This is a genomic window from Duganella sp. HH101 (assembly GCF_001758795.1).
Taxonomy (GTDB): Bacteria; Pseudomonadota; Gammaproteobacteria; order Burkholderiales; family Burkholderiaceae_D; genus Rugamonas; species Rugamonas rivuli.
Genome location: NZ_LRON01000005.1, coordinates 306,777 through 325,293 on the forward strand (window position 1 = coordinate 306,777; position 18,517 = coordinate 325,293).

The window sequence follows — 18,517 nt, forward strand, 5'->3', positions numbered from 1 at the left end:
GATTAATTATCCAATCTTTTTAGCGCCGGCGGCACGGCCAGCTTCGCTGGTGGACATGGCGCCCGAGATCAGTACCGAGTGCACGTCAGCGGAGAACGAACGGACGTCTTCCATTGCGGCTTTGTTACGACGCACCAGCCAGTTGTAACCCAGAACGGCAGGAACTGCAACGAACAGACCGAAAGCGGTCATGATCAGCGCTTCACCCACTGGACCTGCAACTTTGTCGATCGATGCGTTACCCGACATGCCGATGGCGATCAGTGCATTGTAAATACCCCAAACGGTACCGAACAGACCGATGAACGGTGCGGTCGAACCAACGGTTGCCAGGAACGACAGGCCGTCTTGCAGACGCGATTGAACTTTATCAACAGCGCGCTGGATCGACATCGTCACCCAGGTCGACAGGTCGATTTGTTCCAGCAGGGCGCCGTCGTGGTGCACGGTGGCCTTGGTGCCGGTTTCAGCGATGAAGCGGAATGGCGAGCCGTCTTTCAGGGCTGCCGAACCAGCAGCGATCGACGAGGCTTTCCAGAACTTGGCCGAGGTTTCTTTCGACTGCTTGAAGATCTTCATCTGGTCGATCAGTTTGGTGATGATGATGTACCACGAACCCATGGACATCAGCGACAGGATGATCAGGGTGCCGCGCGATACGAAACCACCGTTCCATACAGCTTCGAAGCCGTAAGGATTGTCCACTTCTTCTTTGCCGCCCTTGGCAGCTGGAGCTTCTGCTGCCGGTGCTGCTGGCGCCGCATCCGCTGCTGGAGCGGCTGCTGGTGCCGAAGCGGCGGCCGAGGCTGGCGCGTCAGCGAAGGCTGGGGCGCTTACCAGGGCGGTGGCTGCGGTCACGGAAAACAGCACAGCGGCCAGTACAGCGGACAAACGGGTATTCTTAAACATGCTTCCTCCAAATTGATAAAATAATCAGATCGCTGAACGTAATGACAACGAAAATTACTAAGTGAGACTTAACTGCCGCCTCGGTTTTACTCCAGCGTCCAGACGTATTGCATCTGCATCCACGCTTCCGTCGGTTTCCCGTCGGTCAGACCCGGTTTGAAACGGCATTTACCGATACCATTCAAAGCGGCCTTGTCCAAGTCCCTAAAACCACTGGATTTGATGACTTTGGAATCGGCGACATGGCCGTCGGTTCCAATCAAGAACGATAACGTGACCGTACCGGTTTCTTCGTTACGCAGGGAGGATTTTGGCCACTCCGGTTTCGCGCAAGTGCTGAAGTCAGCTACAGCAGCTACGTTCACCGATTTAGCCGGTCCCGGTGGCGCTGCCGGTGGTGCCGGTGGCGCTTTTTGCAGTTCGTTCGTCGCAGGCTTCACGCTGGTCGCGTTCGCGATCACGTTTTGCGGCGGCGGAGGCTGCTGCACGTTCACCTCAACTGGCGGGATGAATGGCGGTGGTGGCGCTTTCATCTCTGGCGGAGGTGGTGGCGGTGGGAGTTCTTTCGGTGGAGGAGGTTTGACCTCCTCAATGATCTTGGTCTCCACTGGTGCGATCATCTTGCTCACCAGACGTTTACCCAAGCCCGTCACGATCCCATAAGCAACCAGGAGGTGCAACAAAACGACAATGGTAATGCCTGTAAAGTTCTTCCCGGTGCTTTTCTCGTTGTGCGTGAAATTCATGCCTGCTTTCTCCAATACCAACTCTTTTTGTTGCTACTAAACCCCAAAATGGCGACACAAAACAACAGCCGCATCCGGGACGTCGGCGAATTATACATACGAATTCTTGATTTTACATAGAATTTTCATCCCTAAAACCGGTTAAATTTCATAGGGTTTTCCTATGTGGTAGCGCTCCCTTTGCACCGTTCTAGCTCAATTTACAAGACTCTCCGGCGCAATTTTGGGGCGCGACGCACCACGACATTACTTAGTTTTCCCTTAAGCCCAAAAACGGAATATTATGCGCGTAATTTTACTACGAACAATTGATAATTTGGCCGCAAATGTTTCTTTCATGAAATTCTTGCGAGAAACACTCTTCCTGCCAGTGACGAAAGCTGTTGACTTCTGCCTTACGGCATGCCTTCGCTAAAAAAACCGGGGCCAGAGCGGCTCCTCTGACCCCGATCCATCCCTTGCAAGACCCATGCCCAGCTGCGGCAAAAGCCTTATATATATGTTGCTCAGCTTCCGCGCCCCCGTTTCTCGCGTTTGACCTCCAGCGAACTGATGATTTCGCCGTTCGGCCCCACGGTTTCCAGGTGCACGTCGAAGCCCCACAACCGGGCCACGTGCTTGAGCACCTCGCCGGCCTGCTGATTCAGCGGCCGCCGCTGGAACTGGGTGTGGCGCAAGGTCAGCGCCCGGTCGTCGCGGGTGTTGACCGACCACACCTGGATGTTCGGTTCACGATTGCCCAGGTTGTACTGCTCGGCCAGCTGCTGGCGCACGTAGCGGTAGCCCAGATCGTCGTGTATGGCGGAGATTGCCAGTTTTTCGTTATTGTCGTCGTCCAGTACGGCGAAGAAATGAAATTCGCGTATCAGCTTGGGCGAAAGGTACTGGGCAATGAAGCTTTCGTCTTTGAAATTGCGCATCGCGAAGTCCAGCGTCTTGCGCCAGTCGCTGCCGGCGATGTCCGGAAACCATTCGCGGTCCTCGTCGGTCGGATGCTCGCAGATGCGGCGGATGTCGGTCATCATCGCGAAGCCCAGCGCATACGGATTGATGCCGTTGTAGTAGGGACTGCTCACCGGCGGCTGGTAGACGACGTTGGTGTGGCTCTTCAAAAACTCCATCATGAAGCCGTCGGCCACCACGCCCTCGTCGTACAACTGGTTGAGGATGGTGTAGTGCCAGAAGGTGGCCCAGCCCTCGTTCATCACCTGGGTCTGGCGCTGCGGATAGAAGTACTGGCTGATCTTGCGCACGATGCGCACCATCTCGCGCTGCCAGGGTTCCAGCAGCGGCGCGTATTTCTCGATGAAGTAGAGCAGGTTTTCCTCGGGCTCGGGCGGGAAGCGCGGCGCGGCCTTTTCCTCTTCCTCTTCCTCGCGGCGGGGCAGGGTGCGCCACAGCTCGTTGATCTGCGACTGCACATAGGCTTCGCGCTCTTTCTGCCGCGCGCGCTCCTGCGCCATCGACAGCTTGGCCGGCCGCTTGTAGCGGTCGACGCCGTAGTTCTGGATCGCGTGGCAGGAATCGAGCAGCAGCTCGACCGCGTCGATGCCGTGGCGCTGCTCGCACTCGGCGATGTAGTTTTTGGCGAACACCATGTAGTCGACGATGGCGTCGGCGTCGGTCCAGGTGCGGAACAGGTAGTTCCCTTTGAAGAAGGAGTTGTGGCCGTAGGCCGCGTGCGCGATCACCAGCGCCTGCATGGTCAGGCTGTTCTCCTCCATCAGATAGGCGATGCAGGGATTGGAGTTGATGACGATCTCGTAGGCCAGGCCCATCTGGCCGCGCTTGTAGCCTTTTTCAGTCGACAGGAAATGCTTGCCGAACGACCAGTGGTTGTACGACACCGGCATGCCGACCGAGGTGTAGGCGTCCATCATCTGCTCGGCGGTGATGATCTCCAGTTGATTCGGATACGTATCGAGCCCGAAGGCTTCGGCGACGCGGCGGATTTCCTGGTGGGCCTGTTCGATCAGTTCGAAGGTCCACTCCGACTGTTCGGGCAGGGCGCGCGGATGGCGCGGCTTTCTGGGCGCGGGGGCATGCGTCATATCGTTCATGATGGCGGCCGCCTATTTGGGTTGTTTCTTGAACAGTTCACGGAACACCGGATAGATATCGGCCGGCGTGACTATTTTCTGCATGGCGAAATGCGGGTGGTGGTCGGGGATCTGCGAGTACTGCTCCCACAGGTTTTGCGGCGGGCCGTCGGTGATCTCGACATAGGTGTAGTACTGCACCTTGGGCATGATGGTGTTGACCAGCAGTTGCCGGCACAGCACCGAGTCGTTGTCCCAGTTGTCGCCGTCGGACGCCTGGGCGACGTAGCTGTTCCAGCTGCCGGCGCCGTAGCGCTCGTCGATGATCTTGTCGAGCAGGTTCAGCGCGGAGGACACCACGGTGCCGCCCGATTCGCGCGAGTGGAAGAACTCTTCCTCGTTGACCTCGGCCGCCGCCGTGTGGTGGCGGATGAACACGACTTCGATCTTGTCGTACACGCGCTTGAGGAACAGGTAGAGCAGGATGAAGAAACGCTTGGCGGTGTCCTTGCGGGTTTCGTCCATCGAGCCGGAGACGTCCATGATGCAGAACATCACCGCCTGCGTCATCGGCTTGGGCACCTTGACGCGGTTGCTGTAGCGCAGGTCGAACGGGTCGATGAAGGGGATGGCCAGCAGCCGCGTGTGCAGATGGTGGATCAGCTTTTTCAGCTCGACCACGCGCGGCGCGTCCAGCGGCTCGCCGTCCAGCAGCAGGTCCTCCAGCTCGCGCTCGGCTTCGATGACACGCTTGCGCGAACTGCCGCCGACCGCGATGCGCCGTCCCAACGCGCCGCGCAGCGAACGCAGCACGTGGATGTTGGACGGCGTGCCCGACATATTGTAGCCGGCGCGCTGGTTCTTGAATTCGGTGGTGGCGGTCAGCTGGGTCTTGACCAGGTTGGGCAGTTCCAGGTCTTCGAAGAAGTAGTTCATGAATTCTTCGCGCGACAGCTCGAAGATGAAATCGTCCTCGGTCATCTGGTCGCTATTGCCGGCCTTGCCGCGGCCGGAGCCGCCGCCGCCCTTGGGTCGATTGATCAGGTCGCCTTTGAGGTATTCCTGGTTGCCCGGGTTGATGGTTTCCCACACGCCGCCATGGGCGTGGCCGAACGAGGGCTCGCCCACGTCCTTGACCGGGATGGAGACTTTTTCGCCATTCTCAATGTCGGTGATGGAGCGGCCCTTGATGGCACGTCCCACCGCGTCCTTGATCTGGGCCTTGTAGCGCCGCAAGAAACGCTCGCGGTTGACCGCAGACTTGTTCTTGCCCTGCAAACGTCGGTCGATGAGGTAAGTCAAAAGATGCCTCCTGCTGCAATTGGTCGGCGCCGCGCCGCCACCGCCTATGCGGGGCGGCGCGCTATCCTGCTTAAGACGACTTCCTCACGCGCAAATACCATTCGCACAGCAGCCGCACCTGCTTGGCCGTATAGCCTTTCTCCACCATGCGGGCGACGAAGTCGGCGTGCTTGTTGGCGTCTTCGGCGCTGGCCTTGGCGTTGAACGAAATGACCGGCAGCAGTTCCTCGGTGTTGGAGAACATCTTCTTCTCGATCACGGTGCGGAACTTCTCGTAGCTGGTCCAGGCCGGATTCTTGCCGCCGTTGTTGGCGCGCGCGCGCAGGCCGAAGTTGACGATCTCGTTGCGGAAATCCTTGGGGTTGGAGATCCCGGCCGGCTTCTCGATCTTTTCCAGCTCGTTGTTCAGCGACTCGCGGTCGAAGCTCTCGCCGGTGTCCGGATCGCGGTATTCCTGATCCTGTATCCAGAAGTCGGCGAAGGTCACGTAGCGGTCGAAGATGTTCTGGCCGTATTCCGAATACGATTCCAGGTAGGCGGTCTGAATTTCCTTGCCGATGAACTCCACGTATTTCTGCGCCAGGTGTTCCTTGATATACGAGAAGTACTTCTGTTCGGTTTCAGGCGGGAACTGCTCGCGTTCGACCTGCTGCTCCAGCACGTATAAGAGGTGCACCGGATTGGCCGCCACTTCGGTGTTGTCGAAGTTGAAGACCTTGGACAGGATCTTGAACGCGAAGCGTGTCGACAGCCCGTTCATGCCCTCGTCGACGCCCGCATAGTCGACGTACTCGTGCATGGACTTGGCCTTCGGATCGGTGTCCTTGAGGTTCTCGCCATCGTAGACCAGCATCTTGCTGAAGATGCTGGAGTTCTCCGGATCCTTCAGCCGCGAAAGGATCGCGAACTGCGCCATCATCTTCAGCGTTCCGGGCGCGCATGGCGCCTGGTACAGCGAGGAGTTGGCCACCAGCTTGTCGTAGATCTTGATCTCGTCGGTCACGCGCAGGCAGTACGGCACTTTGACGATGTAGATACGATCGAGGAAAGCCTCGTTGTTGCGGTTGTTCTTGAAGGTCTTCCACTCCGACTCGTTCGAGTGGGCCAGGATGATGCCGTCGAACGGTATCGCGCCGAAGCCCTCGGTGCCTTTGTAGTTGCCTTCCTGCGTGGCGGTCAGCAGCGGGTGCAGCACCTTGATCGGCGCCTTGAACATCTCGACGAATTCCATCAGGCCCTGGTTGGCCAGGCACAGGCCGCCCGAGTAGCTGTAGGCGTCCGGATCGTCCTGCGAATAATCTTCCAGCTTGCGGATGTCGACCTTGCCGACCAGCGAGGAAATATCCTGGTTGTTTTCGTCGCCCGGTTCGGTCTTGGAGATGGCGATCTGCTTCAGCACCGACGGGTAGCGCTTGACCACGCGGAACTGGTTGATGTCGCCGTTGAATTCGTGCAGGCGCTTGACCGCCCAGGGGCTGGGGATGTTGCGCAGATAGCGGCGCGGGATGCCGTAGTCCTCTTCCAGGATCACGCCATCCTCTTCCTCGTTGAACAGGCCGAGCGGCGATTCGTTGACCGGCGAGCCTTTCAGGCAGTAGAAGGGCACATGCTCCATCAGCGATTTCAGCTTCTCGGCGATCGACGATTTACCGCCGCCCACAGGGCCCAGCAGATACAGGATCTGCTTGCGTTCCTCCAGCCCCTGCGCGGCATGGCGGAAGTAGGACACCACTTGCTCGATCACTTCCTCGGTGCCGTAGAACTCGCGGAATGCCGGATATATTTTGATGACCTTGTTCGCGAAGATGCGTGACAGCCGGGTGTCGTTGCGGGTATCGACCAATGTCGGTTCGCCGATGGCGGCCAGCATGCGCTCTGGCGCGCTGGCGTAGGTGAGCCGATCTTTTTTGCAAAGTTCGAGATACTCCTTCATGGACATCTCTTCTTCTTTGGTCCGTTCGTACCGTGCGGCGTAGTTGTCAAAAATGGTCATTTGGATGTCCTTTAATGTAAACCTGCGTGTCACGGGTCACTGGCAGTTCGCTTGCCCTGGCCCTGGTCTGTGCATACCCCTTTTCGTATTATTTTTCTTATGACCAGCTTCTTTTGTGTGGCACGGATTGCCCGTGCCGGTGAGCTGGCTTCATCGCCGGTTGGCGGCTTTTATGTGTTGGTCGTAACGCTTCTTACGTCTATGAAATTGATTATTGCGCTATTGGTGCCGGAAGTCAAAAGATATGTCGTAATATCGTTAATACTCTTATGTAAGTTGTTGATTAATAAGATTATTTTTGATAAAAACTGTCGTCTTTCCATGATTTTTAAGGCACTTTTTTAGCTCATTTATGCCACAGTATCACGCTTGTGCGCGCCGCGCTGATCGTGCCTCAAACAGATAAATTTTGCCGCAACTTGGCGGCCGCTGTCGCACTCCCGCGCCATGCGCTAAGATGCGTTGATCCAGTCTACCGTCAGAGGGAAAAAGAATAATGTTGAACGAACAATTGCGCACGGTGGTGCAGCAGATGCCGAAAGCCGAATTGCACATCCATATCGAAGGCTCGTTGGAGCCGGAACTGATCTTCGCGCTGGCCCAGCGCAACAACGTCAAGCTGGCCTACGGCTCGGTGGAAGAGCTGCGCGCCGCGTATGCGTTCACCGACCTGCAGTCCTTCCTCGACATCTACTACGCCGGCGCCAGCGTGCTGTTGCAGGAGCAGGACTTCTACGACATGACCGCCGCCTACCTGAAGCGCGCCGAGCAAGACAATGTGCGCCACACGGAGATCTTCTTCGATCCGCAAACCCACACCGCGCGCGGCGTGCCGATCAAGACCGTGATCGACGGCATCCACCGCGCCTGCCAGGACAGCCCGGTCAGCGCCACGCTGATCCTCAGCTTCCTGCGCCACCTGTCCGAGGAGGACGCCTTCGCCACGCTGGAGGAGGCGCTGCCTTACCGCGACAAATACATGGGCATCGGCCTCGATTCGTCGGAGGTCGGCAATCCGCCGGAGAAGTTCGCGCGCGTGTTCGCCAAGTGCCGCGAGCTGGGCTTCCATCTGGTCGCCCACGCGGGCGAGGAAGGCCCGCCGGCGTATATCGAGACCGCGCTCGATGTACTGAAGGTCGAGCGCATCGACCACGGCGTGCGCTGCCTGGAAGACGCGGCGCTGACGCAGCGCCTGGCGCGCGAGCAGATCGCGCTGACGGTGTGCCCGCTGTCGAACGTCAAGCTGTGCGTGTTCGAACGCATGGAGCAGCACAACCTGCTGGAGCTGCTCGATGCAGGCATCGTCGCCACCGTGAACTCGGACGACCCGGCCTACTTCGGCGGCTACATGAACGCCAACTTCGTCGCCACCTTCGATGCCTTGCCGCTGGGCCTGTCCCACGCGCAGCGCCTGGCGCGCAACAGCTTCTCGGCGGCCTTCCTGCCGGCGGAGCAGAAGCAGAAATTCCTCGATGAAGTCGATGCGTATTTCGCAGCCCTCTAGAAAACCTCCATGCTCAAACTTGCCTTGAAGATGACGTTGCGCGACTGGCGTGCCGGCCAGCTGCGCTTCCTGCTGATCGCGTTGACGGTGGCGGTGGCCGCCTTGTCCGCCACCGGATTTTTCATCGACCGCCTGCGCAGCGGCCTCGATCGCGACGCCCACCAACTGCTGGGCGCGGACGTCGTCATCAATGCGGACTTACCGGTCAACCCGGCCTGGCGCGCGGAGGCTGCCCGGCGCGGGCTGCTGATGACCGACACGGTCAGCTTCCCCAGCATGGCGCAGGCGGGCGAGGGCGAGCAATCGACGTCGTTGCTGGCGTCGTTGAAGGCGGTCGGCCCCGGCTATCCGCTGCGCGGCCAGCTGAAGATCACCACCAACCCGGAACAGGCCGAGCAAAGCTACGGCACGGCCGCCAACAGCGTGCCCGCGCCCGGCACGGTGTGGATAGACGCCGGCCTGCTGGGCAGCCTGAAGACCTCCATCGGCGGCCAGATCAAGCTTGGCGACAAGAGTTTCACCGTGGCGCAGCTGATCGCCTCCGAACCTGATCGCGGCGCTAACTTCCTGGCCTTCGCGCCGCGCGTGATGTTCGCGCTCGGCGACGTTGAGGCTACCAATTTGATCCAGCCCGGATCGCGCGTGTCCTACCGCCTGCTGGTGGCCGCGCCATCGTCGCTGAAGAATGCCGCAGCCGTCGCCACCGCCTACGAGCAGTGGCTGCAAGCGCAGATCAAGCAAAACAATATCAAGGGCGTGCGCGTCGAGTCGCTGGAAAACGGCCGTCCCGAAATGCGCGCCACGCTGGACCGCGCCGACCGCTTCCTGTCGCTGGTCGGCCTGCTGTCCGCGATGCTGGCGGCGGTGGCAGTGGCGATGGCGGCGCGCCGCTTCATGCAGCGCCACCTGGATGCCTGCGCCATGCTGCGCTGCCTGGGCCTGACGCAGAATGAAGTGACGCTGATGTACCTGATCGAATTCCTGATGGTCGGCCTGGCCGGCAGCGCGATGGGCGTGGCGGTCGGCTTCGGCGGCCACTACGTGCTGCTGGAAGTGCTGGGCAAGCTGGTCTCGGCCAGCCTGCCGGCGCCGACCATCTACCCGGCGCTGCAGGGCGTGGCCACCGGCATGCTGCTGCTGGCCGCGTTCGCGCTGCCGCCGATACTGCAACTGCGCAAAGTGCCGCACAACCGCGTGATCCGCCGCGAACAGGATCCGCCGCAAGTGACCGCGCTGGCCACCTATGGCCTGGGCCTGGCCGGCTTTGTCGCGCTGCTGCTGTGGCAGGCGGGCGATGTGCAGCTGGCGCTGTACACGGCGGGCGGCTTCCTCGGCGCCTTCGCCTTGTTCGGGTTGGTGGGTTGGGCCGCGCTGGCCGCGCTCAAGCCGATGCGGCGCGCGATCGACCATCAAAGCTGGCGCTTCGCCATCAGCTCGTTGCAGCGCCGTCCCGGCGCCACGGTGGTGCAGATCGTCTCGCTGGCGCTGGGCATGATGGCGCTGCTGGTGCTGACCGTGGTGCGCGGCGACCTGATGACGGCCTGGCGCAACGCCACGCCGCCGGATGCGCCCAACCGCTTCATCATCAACATCCAGCCGGAGCAGGCGGCCGACATCGGCAAGCGCCTGCAAGCGGCGGGCGTGAACTACGCGCCGCAGTATCCGATGATACGCGGCCGCCTGACCGCCGTGAACGGCAAGCCCGTCACCGCAGAGACCTACACCGACGACCGCGCCAAGGGCCTGGCCGACCGCGAGTTCAATCTGTCGACCATGGCGCGCATGCAGGCCGAGAACAAGATCAGCGCCGGCCAGTGGTTCGCCGACAAGCCGGGCGCGCCGGAAGCGTCGGTGGAAGAGGGCATCGCCAAGACCCTGAAGTGGAAGCTGGGCGACAAGCTGCGCTTCGATATCGCCGGCACACCGGTGGACGCCACCATCACCAGCCTGCGCAAACTGGAGTGGGGTTCGATGCGGGTCAACTTCTTCGTCATCATCAACCCGGCGGCGATGACGGAAGTGTCGCAAAGCTGGATCACCGCCTTCCACCTGCCGCAGGGGCAGGGCGCGCTGATGAACGCCTTGACGCGCGATTATCCCAACCTGACCATCGTCGACGTCGGCGGCCTGCTGCGGCAGGTGCAGGCGGTGCTGGACCAGGTGGTGACGGCGGTTGAATTCCTGTTCGTGTTCACGCTGGCCTCCGGCGTGCTGGTGCTGTACGCGGCGCTGATGGGATCGCAGGACGAGCGCACCCGCGAATCGGGCCTGCTGCGCGCGCTGGGCGCGACGCGCAGGCAGCTGTCGCAGGCGCAACTGATCGAGTTCTCTCTGGTGGGCGCCTTGTCCGGCGTGCTGGCGGCCAGCGGCGCGGCGGCGATGGGCTGGGCGCTGGCCACCTACCAGTTCAAGTTCGCCTGGAGCTTCAGTCCCGCCGTGTGGCTGGTCGGGCTGGTGGCGGGCGCGCTGTGCGCCATCGCCGGCGGTTGGCTGGGCCTGCGCAACGTGCTGCGCCAGCCGCCGCTGCAAACACTCCGAGAAGCTTAGGCATCAGGCGGCGATGCTGTCCAGCGCCGCCCGCTCCTTGAGGAACTCGGCGTAGGAATACGGGCGCTGGTCGAAGTAGTGCGACGGCAGGTCGAACAGCGCCCAGTAGTAGGTCTCGCGGCCCTGGCAGATCTGCGGCGCCGCGCAGTAGCGGTGCCAGTTCTCGCCGACGCGGCGCGAGTACATGCCGTCGCCGTCCGGATCGGAGAAGAACGGCAGCACGCGCCGCTCCAGCAGTGCGTCCATCAGCGACGGCGGCGCGTCGCTGTCGCGCGCGATCTCGTACTGCGCATACATGCCTTGTTCGGTTTCTATCATCATCAGGCTGGCCTTGCCGTGCTTGTCGAGGAACAGGATGCCGGTCGGATTCGGGAAGATGTAGTGCTCGACGAAACCCATGCGGGCGCTGAGCTCCTGCACCAGCCGCGCCAGCGCCGGGTCGCCGAGGAAGTTGTAGTTATGTAGCAGCACCAGCTCGCGCAGCGTTTCCGACTGGGTGTCGAAGTAGTCGCGCTGCAGCGCGGCGATCTCCAGCTCCAGGATGTCGAGCGCATGGTCGTCGCTCTTCTTGATGTAGCGGTCGATCAGGCCGCGGTTGAAGGCGCTGACGGCGATCTTCTCGTCGGCCGCGCCGGTGAACAAAATCTTCTTGCAGGGCAGGTGCTCCACCGCCGCGCAGAATTCCAGGCCGTTCATCTGCGGCATCGAATAATCGACCACCAGCACCGACGGCGTGGCGAAGCGCTGGCGCTGCTCGCCGATGCGGTAGATGCGTTCCAGGTCCAGCGCCACATTGCACTGGTCGGCCGGCAGGTTGTGCATGTCGAAGTTGACGTGCAGCGGCACGCAGCCCGATGGCGGTCCCTGTCGCAACCATTGCAGCGCCGTGGTGGTGTCGTGGAAGGTCTGGCTGGCCAGCATGGGATCGAGCTGGAACGACAGGCTGCGCAGGAAGGAGTCGCTGTCGTCGACCAGCACGGTCAGCGTGGGGTGGGAATAGACGGGCAGATGCATGTGTCACCTCGGTATGGACTGTGGCTTGGGGAATTCAAGGATGAAAATGGCGTAGGCGCCTTCGCGCGATACGCAATGGATGGTGGCGCTCCAGGCGTGCATGATCTCTTCGCACAAGGCCAGGCCGATGCCGGCGCCGTTGTGCGGCGGATGCGAGTAGAAGCGGCGGAAGATCATCGGCATCTGCTGCGCCGGGATGCCGCAGGCGGTGTCGATGAACAGCAGGCGGGGCGGCTGGTGGGCGCCGTCGACCACGATGCGCACGCGGCCCTTGCCGGCGCGCTGCACGGCCTTGAGCGCGTTGCGCAGCAGATTCAGCAGGATCACCACCGACAGTTCGGTCTGGCCGGCGAAGCTGAAGTCGCGGCGCACCTCCAGCGCCACCAGTTTTTGCTGCGTGGCGTTGGAGAAGGGATAGCGCTTGAGCACCGCCTCGACCACGCCCTCCATCGACACCGTCTCCACCGGCCGCAGGTTTTGCCGCACCGCCGTGGCGCTGAGCAGGAACAGGTCGATCATGTGGTTCATGTGGCGCACCTCGAACTGGATGCGCGCCAGCGCGTCGACGGCGCTGAGCCGGTCCTCCTGCGAGCGGCTGCCGGCGTCGGTGTACATGCGCAGCAGGCCGCGCACATTGGCGTCGACGCTGGTGAGCGGCGTGCGCAGCTCGTGCGCCACGGTGGCCAGCCCGGCGCCCAGGCCGGCCAGCTTTTCCTGCGCCAGCACATGGCGGCTGATCTTGGCCGCCGACAGCACGGCGATGGTGAACCAGTGGATTGGCACCTGCTGCAATACCGGCCGGCTCAGCAGCGTCGCGCCTTCGCCCAGCGCTGCCGCCGCGGCGCAGGCGGCGGCGGTGCCGGCCAGGTAGGCGGTGATGGCCAGGCCGGTGTCGAAGTGGAACAGCACCACCAGTCCGATCAGCAGCGACTCGCCCCACACGCCGGAAGCGTGGTTCATCAGGAACATGAAGGTGAAGAAGAACGGGAAAATATAGCTGAGCGTGACCAGCAGGTAGAGGTTCAGCATGCGGCGGCTGAACTGGCGCGCGAACAGGCCCAGCGCGCACAGCAGGATGCCGAGCAGGCGCAGCGGCAGGGTTTCGTACTCCTGCGGGAAGAAGTGCTGCCAGATCACGTAGTACAGCGGCATGCCCACCGTGCCGATGCTCGCCAGCAGCAGCACGCGCACCGTCGCATGGTCCTCGCGGCCATGGTAGTGCAACAGCGACTGGACCAGTCCGTGCTGCCAGCGTTTCCATCGTTCTGGGAGGGGATGCTTCATGGGCGGATTGACTTTTATCAAGTTGCCATGATCGCCTTAAATTACAACGCGATCCGGCATATCAATTCAATAATTGATCAGCGTCAATCACTTCTTGTTTTTTTGGCCTCAAGGTTGGTATGGGAATCATAAAAAAACAACCTTTTCCAAAACTACCAAAGGAGTCTGAAAATGGCCAACGCGATTGCTCAAGATCATGTACACGCCCAGGTTTTTTCCTCGCCGGCTGAGCAGCACATGCCCGATTTTGTGACCCGCCGCATGGACGAGCACTACATCGTCCGCATCGAACAACTGCTGGGCGGCGAGCATCCGCACGCCTGGCAACCGACCCCGGCCGGCGCCGTGTTCCTGGCCGGGAACGACTACCTGTGCCTGGCCGGCGAACCGGCGCTGATGGGGGCGCAGATGGCGGCGCTGGCGCACAGCCAGGGCGAGCTGCTGATGTCGGCCGTGTATCTGCAGGAGGGCAGCGCGCAGCACCGGCTGGAACGCAAGTTCGCGCAGTTCATGGGCGCGCAGGACGGCATCATGGCGCAGTCCGGCTGGGCCGCCAACGTCGGCCTGGTGCAGACGCTGGCGGGGCCCGGCATCCCGGTCTACCTGGACATGCAGGCCCATGCCTCGCTGTGGGAGGGCGTGCAGTCGGCCGGGGCGACGCCGCTGCCCTTCCTGCACAACGATATCGAGCATTTGCAGAAGCAGCTGGCGCGCCATGGGCGCGGCCTGATCGTGGTCGACGCGCTGTACAGCACCAACGGCAGCGTGGCGCCGTTGCGGGAGCTGGTGGAAATCGCCGAGCGCAGCGGCTGCCTGCTGATCGTCGATGAATCGCATTCGCTGGGCACGCACGGCTCGCGCGGCGCGGGGCTGGTGGCCGGCCTGGGCTTGAGCGAGCGCGTGCACTTCCGCACGGCCTCGCTGGCGAAGGCGTTTGCCGGCCGCGCCGGCTTCATCACCTGTTCCAGCAAATTCAAGGGCTACTTCCTGTCCGAGTCGCGTCCGGCGATCTTCAGTTCCTGCCTGCTGGGGCATGAGCTGGCGTGGTTCGACGCCGCCATCGATTTCGTCGCCGCCGCCGACGACCGCCGCGCCGCGCTGCGCGCCCATGCGCTGGAGGTGCGCGAGGAGTTGAGCGCGCTGGGCTACAACGTCAGCGACGGCAGCGAGCAGATCATCGCGCTGGAGCCCGGCCCGGAACCGAAGACGCTGGCGCTGCGCAAGCTGCTGGAGCGGCACGGCATCTACGGCGCCATGTTCTGCGCGCCGGCCACGCCGAAGAACCGCTCGCTGGTGCGGCTGACGCTCAACGCGGGCCTGGACCGCGCGCAGCTGTCGCGCATCATCCAGGCCTGCGACGACATCCGCGTCGAGGCCGACCTGGAGAACTGGTCGTCGACGCGGCGCCTGCGCCGGCTGGCACTGGTGTAAGGCGGCCTTCGTTTCGCCGCCCGGTACGCTATCATGGAGGTTATGACTGAATCCAAAACTCTCTATGAAGTGATCGGCGGCGAATCGCGCGTGCGCGAGATGGTCGACCGTTTTTATGATCTGATGGAACTGGAGCCGGAGTTTGCGCTGCTGCGCGCCGCCCATCCGCCCACGCTGGACAATGCGCGCGAGCGCCTGTTCATGTTCCTGAGCGGCTGGATGGGCGGGCCGGACCTGTACATCGAAGCGCACGGCCATCCGCGCCTGCGCATGCGGCATATGCCGTTCGCCATCGGCACCCAGGAGCGCGACCAGTGGCTGCGCGCGATGGCGTGGGCGATGGAAGATGTCGGCATCGACGAGGCGCTGCGGTTGCGGTTGATGGAGTCCTTCTATCAAACCGCCGACTGGATGCGCAACAAGCCGGATTGACGCCATGAGCCAGATCGAGTTCTTTGTCCTGCTGGCGGCGATTGCCGTGGTGATTGTGCTGCAATTGCTGTCGCTGCTGCGTGCACGCGGCGGCGCCGATGGCGGCCTGGCCGAGCGCATCGAGCGCGTCGAACGCGAAGTGCGGATGCAGTTGCAGACCACGGCGCAAGCCACGCACGCCGCCAGCGTGCAGCAGTTCGAGGCCATGCGCCGCCAGCTCGAAGCGCAAGGCCTGGTCGGCCGCGATGAGCAGGGCCGCAGCCTGAAGCAGTTCGCCGAGAGCATGAACCTGGCGTTGATACGCCTCACAGAATCGAACGCTGCGCGCATGCAGGAAGTGCGCGCCACGCTGGAGGCCAAGATCAAGGATCTGCAAGCCGACAACGGCGCCCGTCTGGAAGAGATGCGCAAGACCGTCGACGAGAAGCTGCATGCGACGCTGGAGGCGCGCCTGAGCGCCTCGTTCCAGCAGGTGTCCGAGCGGCTGGAGCGGGTGCATCAGGGTTTGGGCGAGATGCAGCAGCTGGCGCTGGGCGTCGGCGACCTGAAACGTGTGCTGACCAATGTGAAGACGCGCGGCACCTGGGGCGAGGTGCAGCTGGAGATGCTGCTGGAGCAGGTGCTGACGCCGGAGCAGTATGCGAAGAACGTCGAGACCATCGCCGGCAGCGGCGCGCGCGTGGAGTTCGCGCTCAAGCTGCCGGGCCAGGTCGAGGGCGGCGCGCCGGTGTGGATGCCGATCGACGCCAAGTTCCCGAAAGAGCAGTACGAGCGCCTGCTGGACGCCGCCGACCGCGCCGATGCCGACGGCGTGGCGCAGGCCGGCCGCGAGCTGGAACGCGCGGTGCGCGTCGAGGCCAAGACCATCTCGGAGAAGTACGTGTCGCCGCCGCACACCACCGATTTCGCCATCCTGTTCCTGCCCACCGAGGGCCTGTACGCGGAGGTGATGCGCCGTCCCGGCCTGGCCGACGAGCTGCAGCGCGTGAACCGGATCAGCATTGCCGGGCCGTCGACCTTGTCGGCGCTGCTCAACAGCCTGCAGATGGGCTTCCGCACACTGGCGCTGGAGAAGCGCTCGTCGGAAGTGTGGCAGGTGCTGGGCGCGGTGAAGACGGAGTTCAGCAAATTCGGCGACGTGCTGGCCGCCACCAAGCTGACCTTAGAGCGCGCCGCCAAGAATATCGAAACGGCCGAAACCCGCAGCCGCCAGATGGCGCGCAAGCTGAAGACGGTGGAGGCGCTGCCGAGCGAAGCGGCGCAGTTGCTGCTGGGGCCAGAGATCGACAAACAGGATCTCGACATAGACTAGAACGGAGACAGGTATGCCAGGTCGCACTCTCGATTTTTCCATGGTCGGCATACCTGCCGTTCAGCGCAACAAGATCGTCAGTGCGGCCGATGCGGTCAGCCTGATACGCGACGGCGACACCATCGCCACCGGCGGCTTTGTCGGTGTCGGCTTCGCCGAGAATATCGCGGTGGCGCTGGAGCGGCGCTTCCTGGCAGCCGACAGCGGCGGCCATCCGCGCGACCTGACGCTGCTCTACGCCGCAGGGCAGGGCGACGGCAAGGAGCGCGGCCTGAATCACTTCGGTCATGAGGGCTTGCTCAAGCGCGTGATCGGCGGCCACTGGAGCCTGGTGCCCAAGCTGCAGCAGCTGGCCATGAGCGGCAAGATCGAAGCCTACAACCTGCCGCAGGGCGTCATCAGCCAGCTGTTCCGCGACACCGCCGCCGGCAAACCCGGCCTGCTCACGCACGTGGGCCTGGGCACTTTCGTCGATCCGCGCCACGGTGGCGGCAAGATCAACGCCCGCACCACCGAGGAGCTGGTCGAGCTGCTGACGTTGGGCGGCAAGGAATACCTGTTCTACAAATCGCAGCCGGTGCACGTGGGGATCATCCGCGGCACCACGGCGGACGCCAACGGCAACGTCACCATGGAGCGCGAGGCGCTGACGCTGGAGGCGCTGGCGATCGCGATGGCCGCGCACAATTCGGGCGGCATCGTCATCGTGCAGGTGGAGCGCATCGCCGACCGGGGCACGCTCAATCCGCGCCAGGTCAAGATCCCCGGCATCCTGGTCGATTGCGTGGTGGTGGCGGAAAAGCCGGAATACCATATGCAGACTTTCGCCGAACCGTACAACCCCGCCTACTCGGGCGAGGTGCGCGTGCCTTTGTCGGCGATGGCGGCGATGCCGATGTCGGAGCGGAAGGTGATCGCGCGCCGCGCGCTGATGGAGCTGCGGCCGAACAACGTGGTCAACCTCGGCATCGGCATGCCGGAGGGCGTGGCGGCGGTGGCGGTGGAGGAGAAGCTGCTCGACCTGGTGACGCTGACGGCGGAGCCGGGCGTGATCGGCGGCATGCCGGCCGCAGGCCTGAACTTCGGCGCGGCCACCAACCCGGACGCCGTCATCGACCAGCCCTACCAGTTCGATTTCTACGACGGCGGCGGTTTGGATGTGGCGGTGCTTGGCCTGGCGCAGGCTGATCGTCATGGCAATCTGAATGTCAGCAAATTCGGCAGCAAGCTGGCCGGCGCCGGGGGCTTCATCAACATCAGCCAGAATGCGCGCAAGGTGGTGTTTGTCGGCACCTTCATGGCGGACAAGGGCGCGACGCGCAAGTTTGTCGATGAGGTGGAGCACCGCACCTACAGCGGCGAGTACGCGGCGCGGCGCGGGCAGGAGGCGTTGTTCATCACTGAGCGCTGCGTGATGCGGCTGGTGCTGGACGGCGGCATGTCCGCGCTGGAGCTGATCGAGATCGCACCCGGCGTCGATGTGGAGCGCGACATCCTGGCGCATATGGATTTCAGGCCGATGATCAGCGCGCAGCTGAAGGTGATGGATGCGCGCATCTTCTCGCCACTGGCGATGAACTGGCGCGGCGACTTCCTCGCGCTGCCGCTGGAGCAGCGGCTGGTGTACGACGCGCAGCAGGAACTGTTCTTCGTGAACTTCGAAGGCTTCGAGGTAAGCGACGCCGCCACCATCGCCGCCATCTGCGCGATGGTGGCGGAGCGCCTGGCGCCGCTGGGCCGCAAGGTGCCGGCGGTGATCAACTACGATAACTTCTCGATCTCGCCGGACCTGCTGGACCAGTACGTGGCCTCCGTGAACGATCTGGCGGAGCGCTACTACAGCAAGGTGACGCGCTACGCCCACAGCACCTTCATGCGCGCCAGCCTGGGCCGCGCCTTCCGCCGCATCGAGAAGGACGCCGCGCTGTTCGCCAACTCGGCCGAGGCCTTGCTCCGCTTACAGGAACCTTGATTGCGCGTTTGCGCTTGTTTGTGCGTGTTTGT

General features: G+C 62.7%; 13 protein-coding genes. 6 read left to right on the forward strand and 7 right to left on the reverse strand.

From position 1 onward, the window contains the following. Positions 1 to 6: 6 nt before the first annotated feature. The 5 genes from DUGA2_RS10940 to DUGA2_RS10960 form a co-directional block, all read right to left on the reverse strand. Entirely contained in the window at positions 7 to 909 is a 903-nt protein-coding gene (locus DUGA2_RS10940; protein WP_008451436.1) for a MotA/TolQ/ExbB proton channel family protein, read from the reverse strand. 86 nt (positions 910 to 995) lie between these two features. Beyond that, a complete protein-coding gene (locus tag DUGA2_RS10945; RefSeq protein WP_008451435.1) occupies positions 996 to 1,655 on the reverse strand; it encodes an energy transducer TonB in 660 nt (219 codons plus the stop codon). 506 nt (positions 1,656 to 2,161) lie between these two features. Continuing rightward, on the reverse strand, positions 2,162 to 3,715 hold the full coding sequence (locus DUGA2_RS10950; RefSeq protein WP_070269312.1) for a SpoVR family protein: 1,554 nt from the start codon (positions 3,713 to 3,715) through the stop codon (positions 2,162 to 2,164). A gap of 12 nt (positions 3,716 to 3,727) precedes the next feature. Continuing rightward, entirely contained in the window at positions 3,728 to 4,996 is a 1,269-nt protein-coding gene (locus DUGA2_RS10955) for a YeaH/YhbH family protein (RefSeq protein ID WP_070269313.1), read from the reverse strand. 70 nt (positions 4,997 to 5,066) lie between these two features. Next, on the reverse strand, positions 5,067 to 6,989 hold the full coding sequence (locus DUGA2_RS10960; RefSeq protein WP_008451431.1) for a PrkA family serine protein kinase: 1,923 nt from the start codon (positions 6,987 to 6,989) through the stop codon (positions 5,067 to 5,069). A gap of 496 nt (positions 6,990 to 7,485) precedes the next feature. Here DUGA2_RS10960 and DUGA2_RS10965 point away from each other — a divergent pair, with 496 nt between their 5' ends. Further along, positions 7,486 to 8,493 carry an adenosine deaminase gene (locus DUGA2_RS10965; protein ID WP_070269314.1) on the forward strand — a complete coding sequence of 336 codons (1,008 nt, stop codon included), beginning with the start codon at positions 7,486 to 7,488 and terminating at the stop codon, positions 8,491 to 8,493. Positions 8,494 to 8,502: 9 nt separating this feature from the next. Further along, entirely contained in the window at positions 8,503 to 11,040 is a 2,538-nt protein-coding gene (locus DUGA2_RS10970) for an ABC transporter permease (RefSeq protein WP_070269315.1), read from the forward strand. 3 nt (positions 11,041 to 11,043) lie between these two features. Here the strand turns inward: DUGA2_RS10970 and DUGA2_RS10975 are convergent, their stop codons facing one another. Further along, a complete protein-coding gene (locus tag DUGA2_RS10975; RefSeq protein WP_070269316.1) occupies positions 11,044 to 12,054 on the reverse strand; it encodes a response regulator in 1,011 nt (336 codons plus the stop codon). Between the two features lie 3 nt (positions 12,055 to 12,057). After that, on the reverse strand, positions 12,058 to 13,338 hold the full coding sequence (locus DUGA2_RS10980; RefSeq protein ID WP_070269317.1) for a HAMP domain-containing sensor histidine kinase: 1,281 nt from the start codon (positions 13,336 to 13,338) through the stop codon (positions 12,058 to 12,060). Positions 13,339 to 13,509: 171 nt separating this feature from the next. Between DUGA2_RS10980 and cqsA the strand changes: the two genes are divergently transcribed. The 4 genes from cqsA to DUGA2_RS11000 are packed head-to-tail and all read left to right on the forward strand — an operon-like array spanning position 13,510 to position 18,485. Further along, positions 13,510 to 14,769 carry an alpha-hydroxyketone-type quorum-sensing autoinducer synthase gene (cqsA, locus tag DUGA2_RS10985; RefSeq protein ID WP_070269318.1) on the forward strand — a complete coding sequence of 420 codons (1,260 nt, stop codon included), beginning with the start codon at positions 13,510 to 13,512 and terminating at the stop codon, positions 14,767 to 14,769. Positions 14,770 to 14,802: 33 nt separating this feature from the next. After that, positions 14,803 to 15,201 carry a group II truncated hemoglobin gene (locus DUGA2_RS10990; protein ID WP_070269319.1) on the forward strand — a complete coding sequence of 133 codons (399 nt, stop codon included), beginning with the start codon at positions 14,803 to 14,805 and terminating at the stop codon, positions 15,199 to 15,201. A 4-nt stretch (positions 15,202 to 15,205) separates the two neighbouring features. Continuing rightward, entirely contained in the window at positions 15,206 to 16,513 is a 1,308-nt protein-coding gene (locus DUGA2_RS10995; protein WP_070269320.1) for a DNA recombination protein RmuC, read from the forward strand. Positions 16,514 to 16,526: 13 nt separating this feature from the next. Then, on the forward strand, positions 16,527 to 18,485 hold the full coding sequence (locus DUGA2_RS11000; RefSeq protein WP_083296286.1) for an acyl CoA:acetate/3-ketoacid CoA transferase: 1,959 nt from the start codon (positions 16,527 to 16,529) through the stop codon (positions 18,483 to 18,485). Positions 18,486 to 18,517 lie beyond the last annotated feature (32 nt).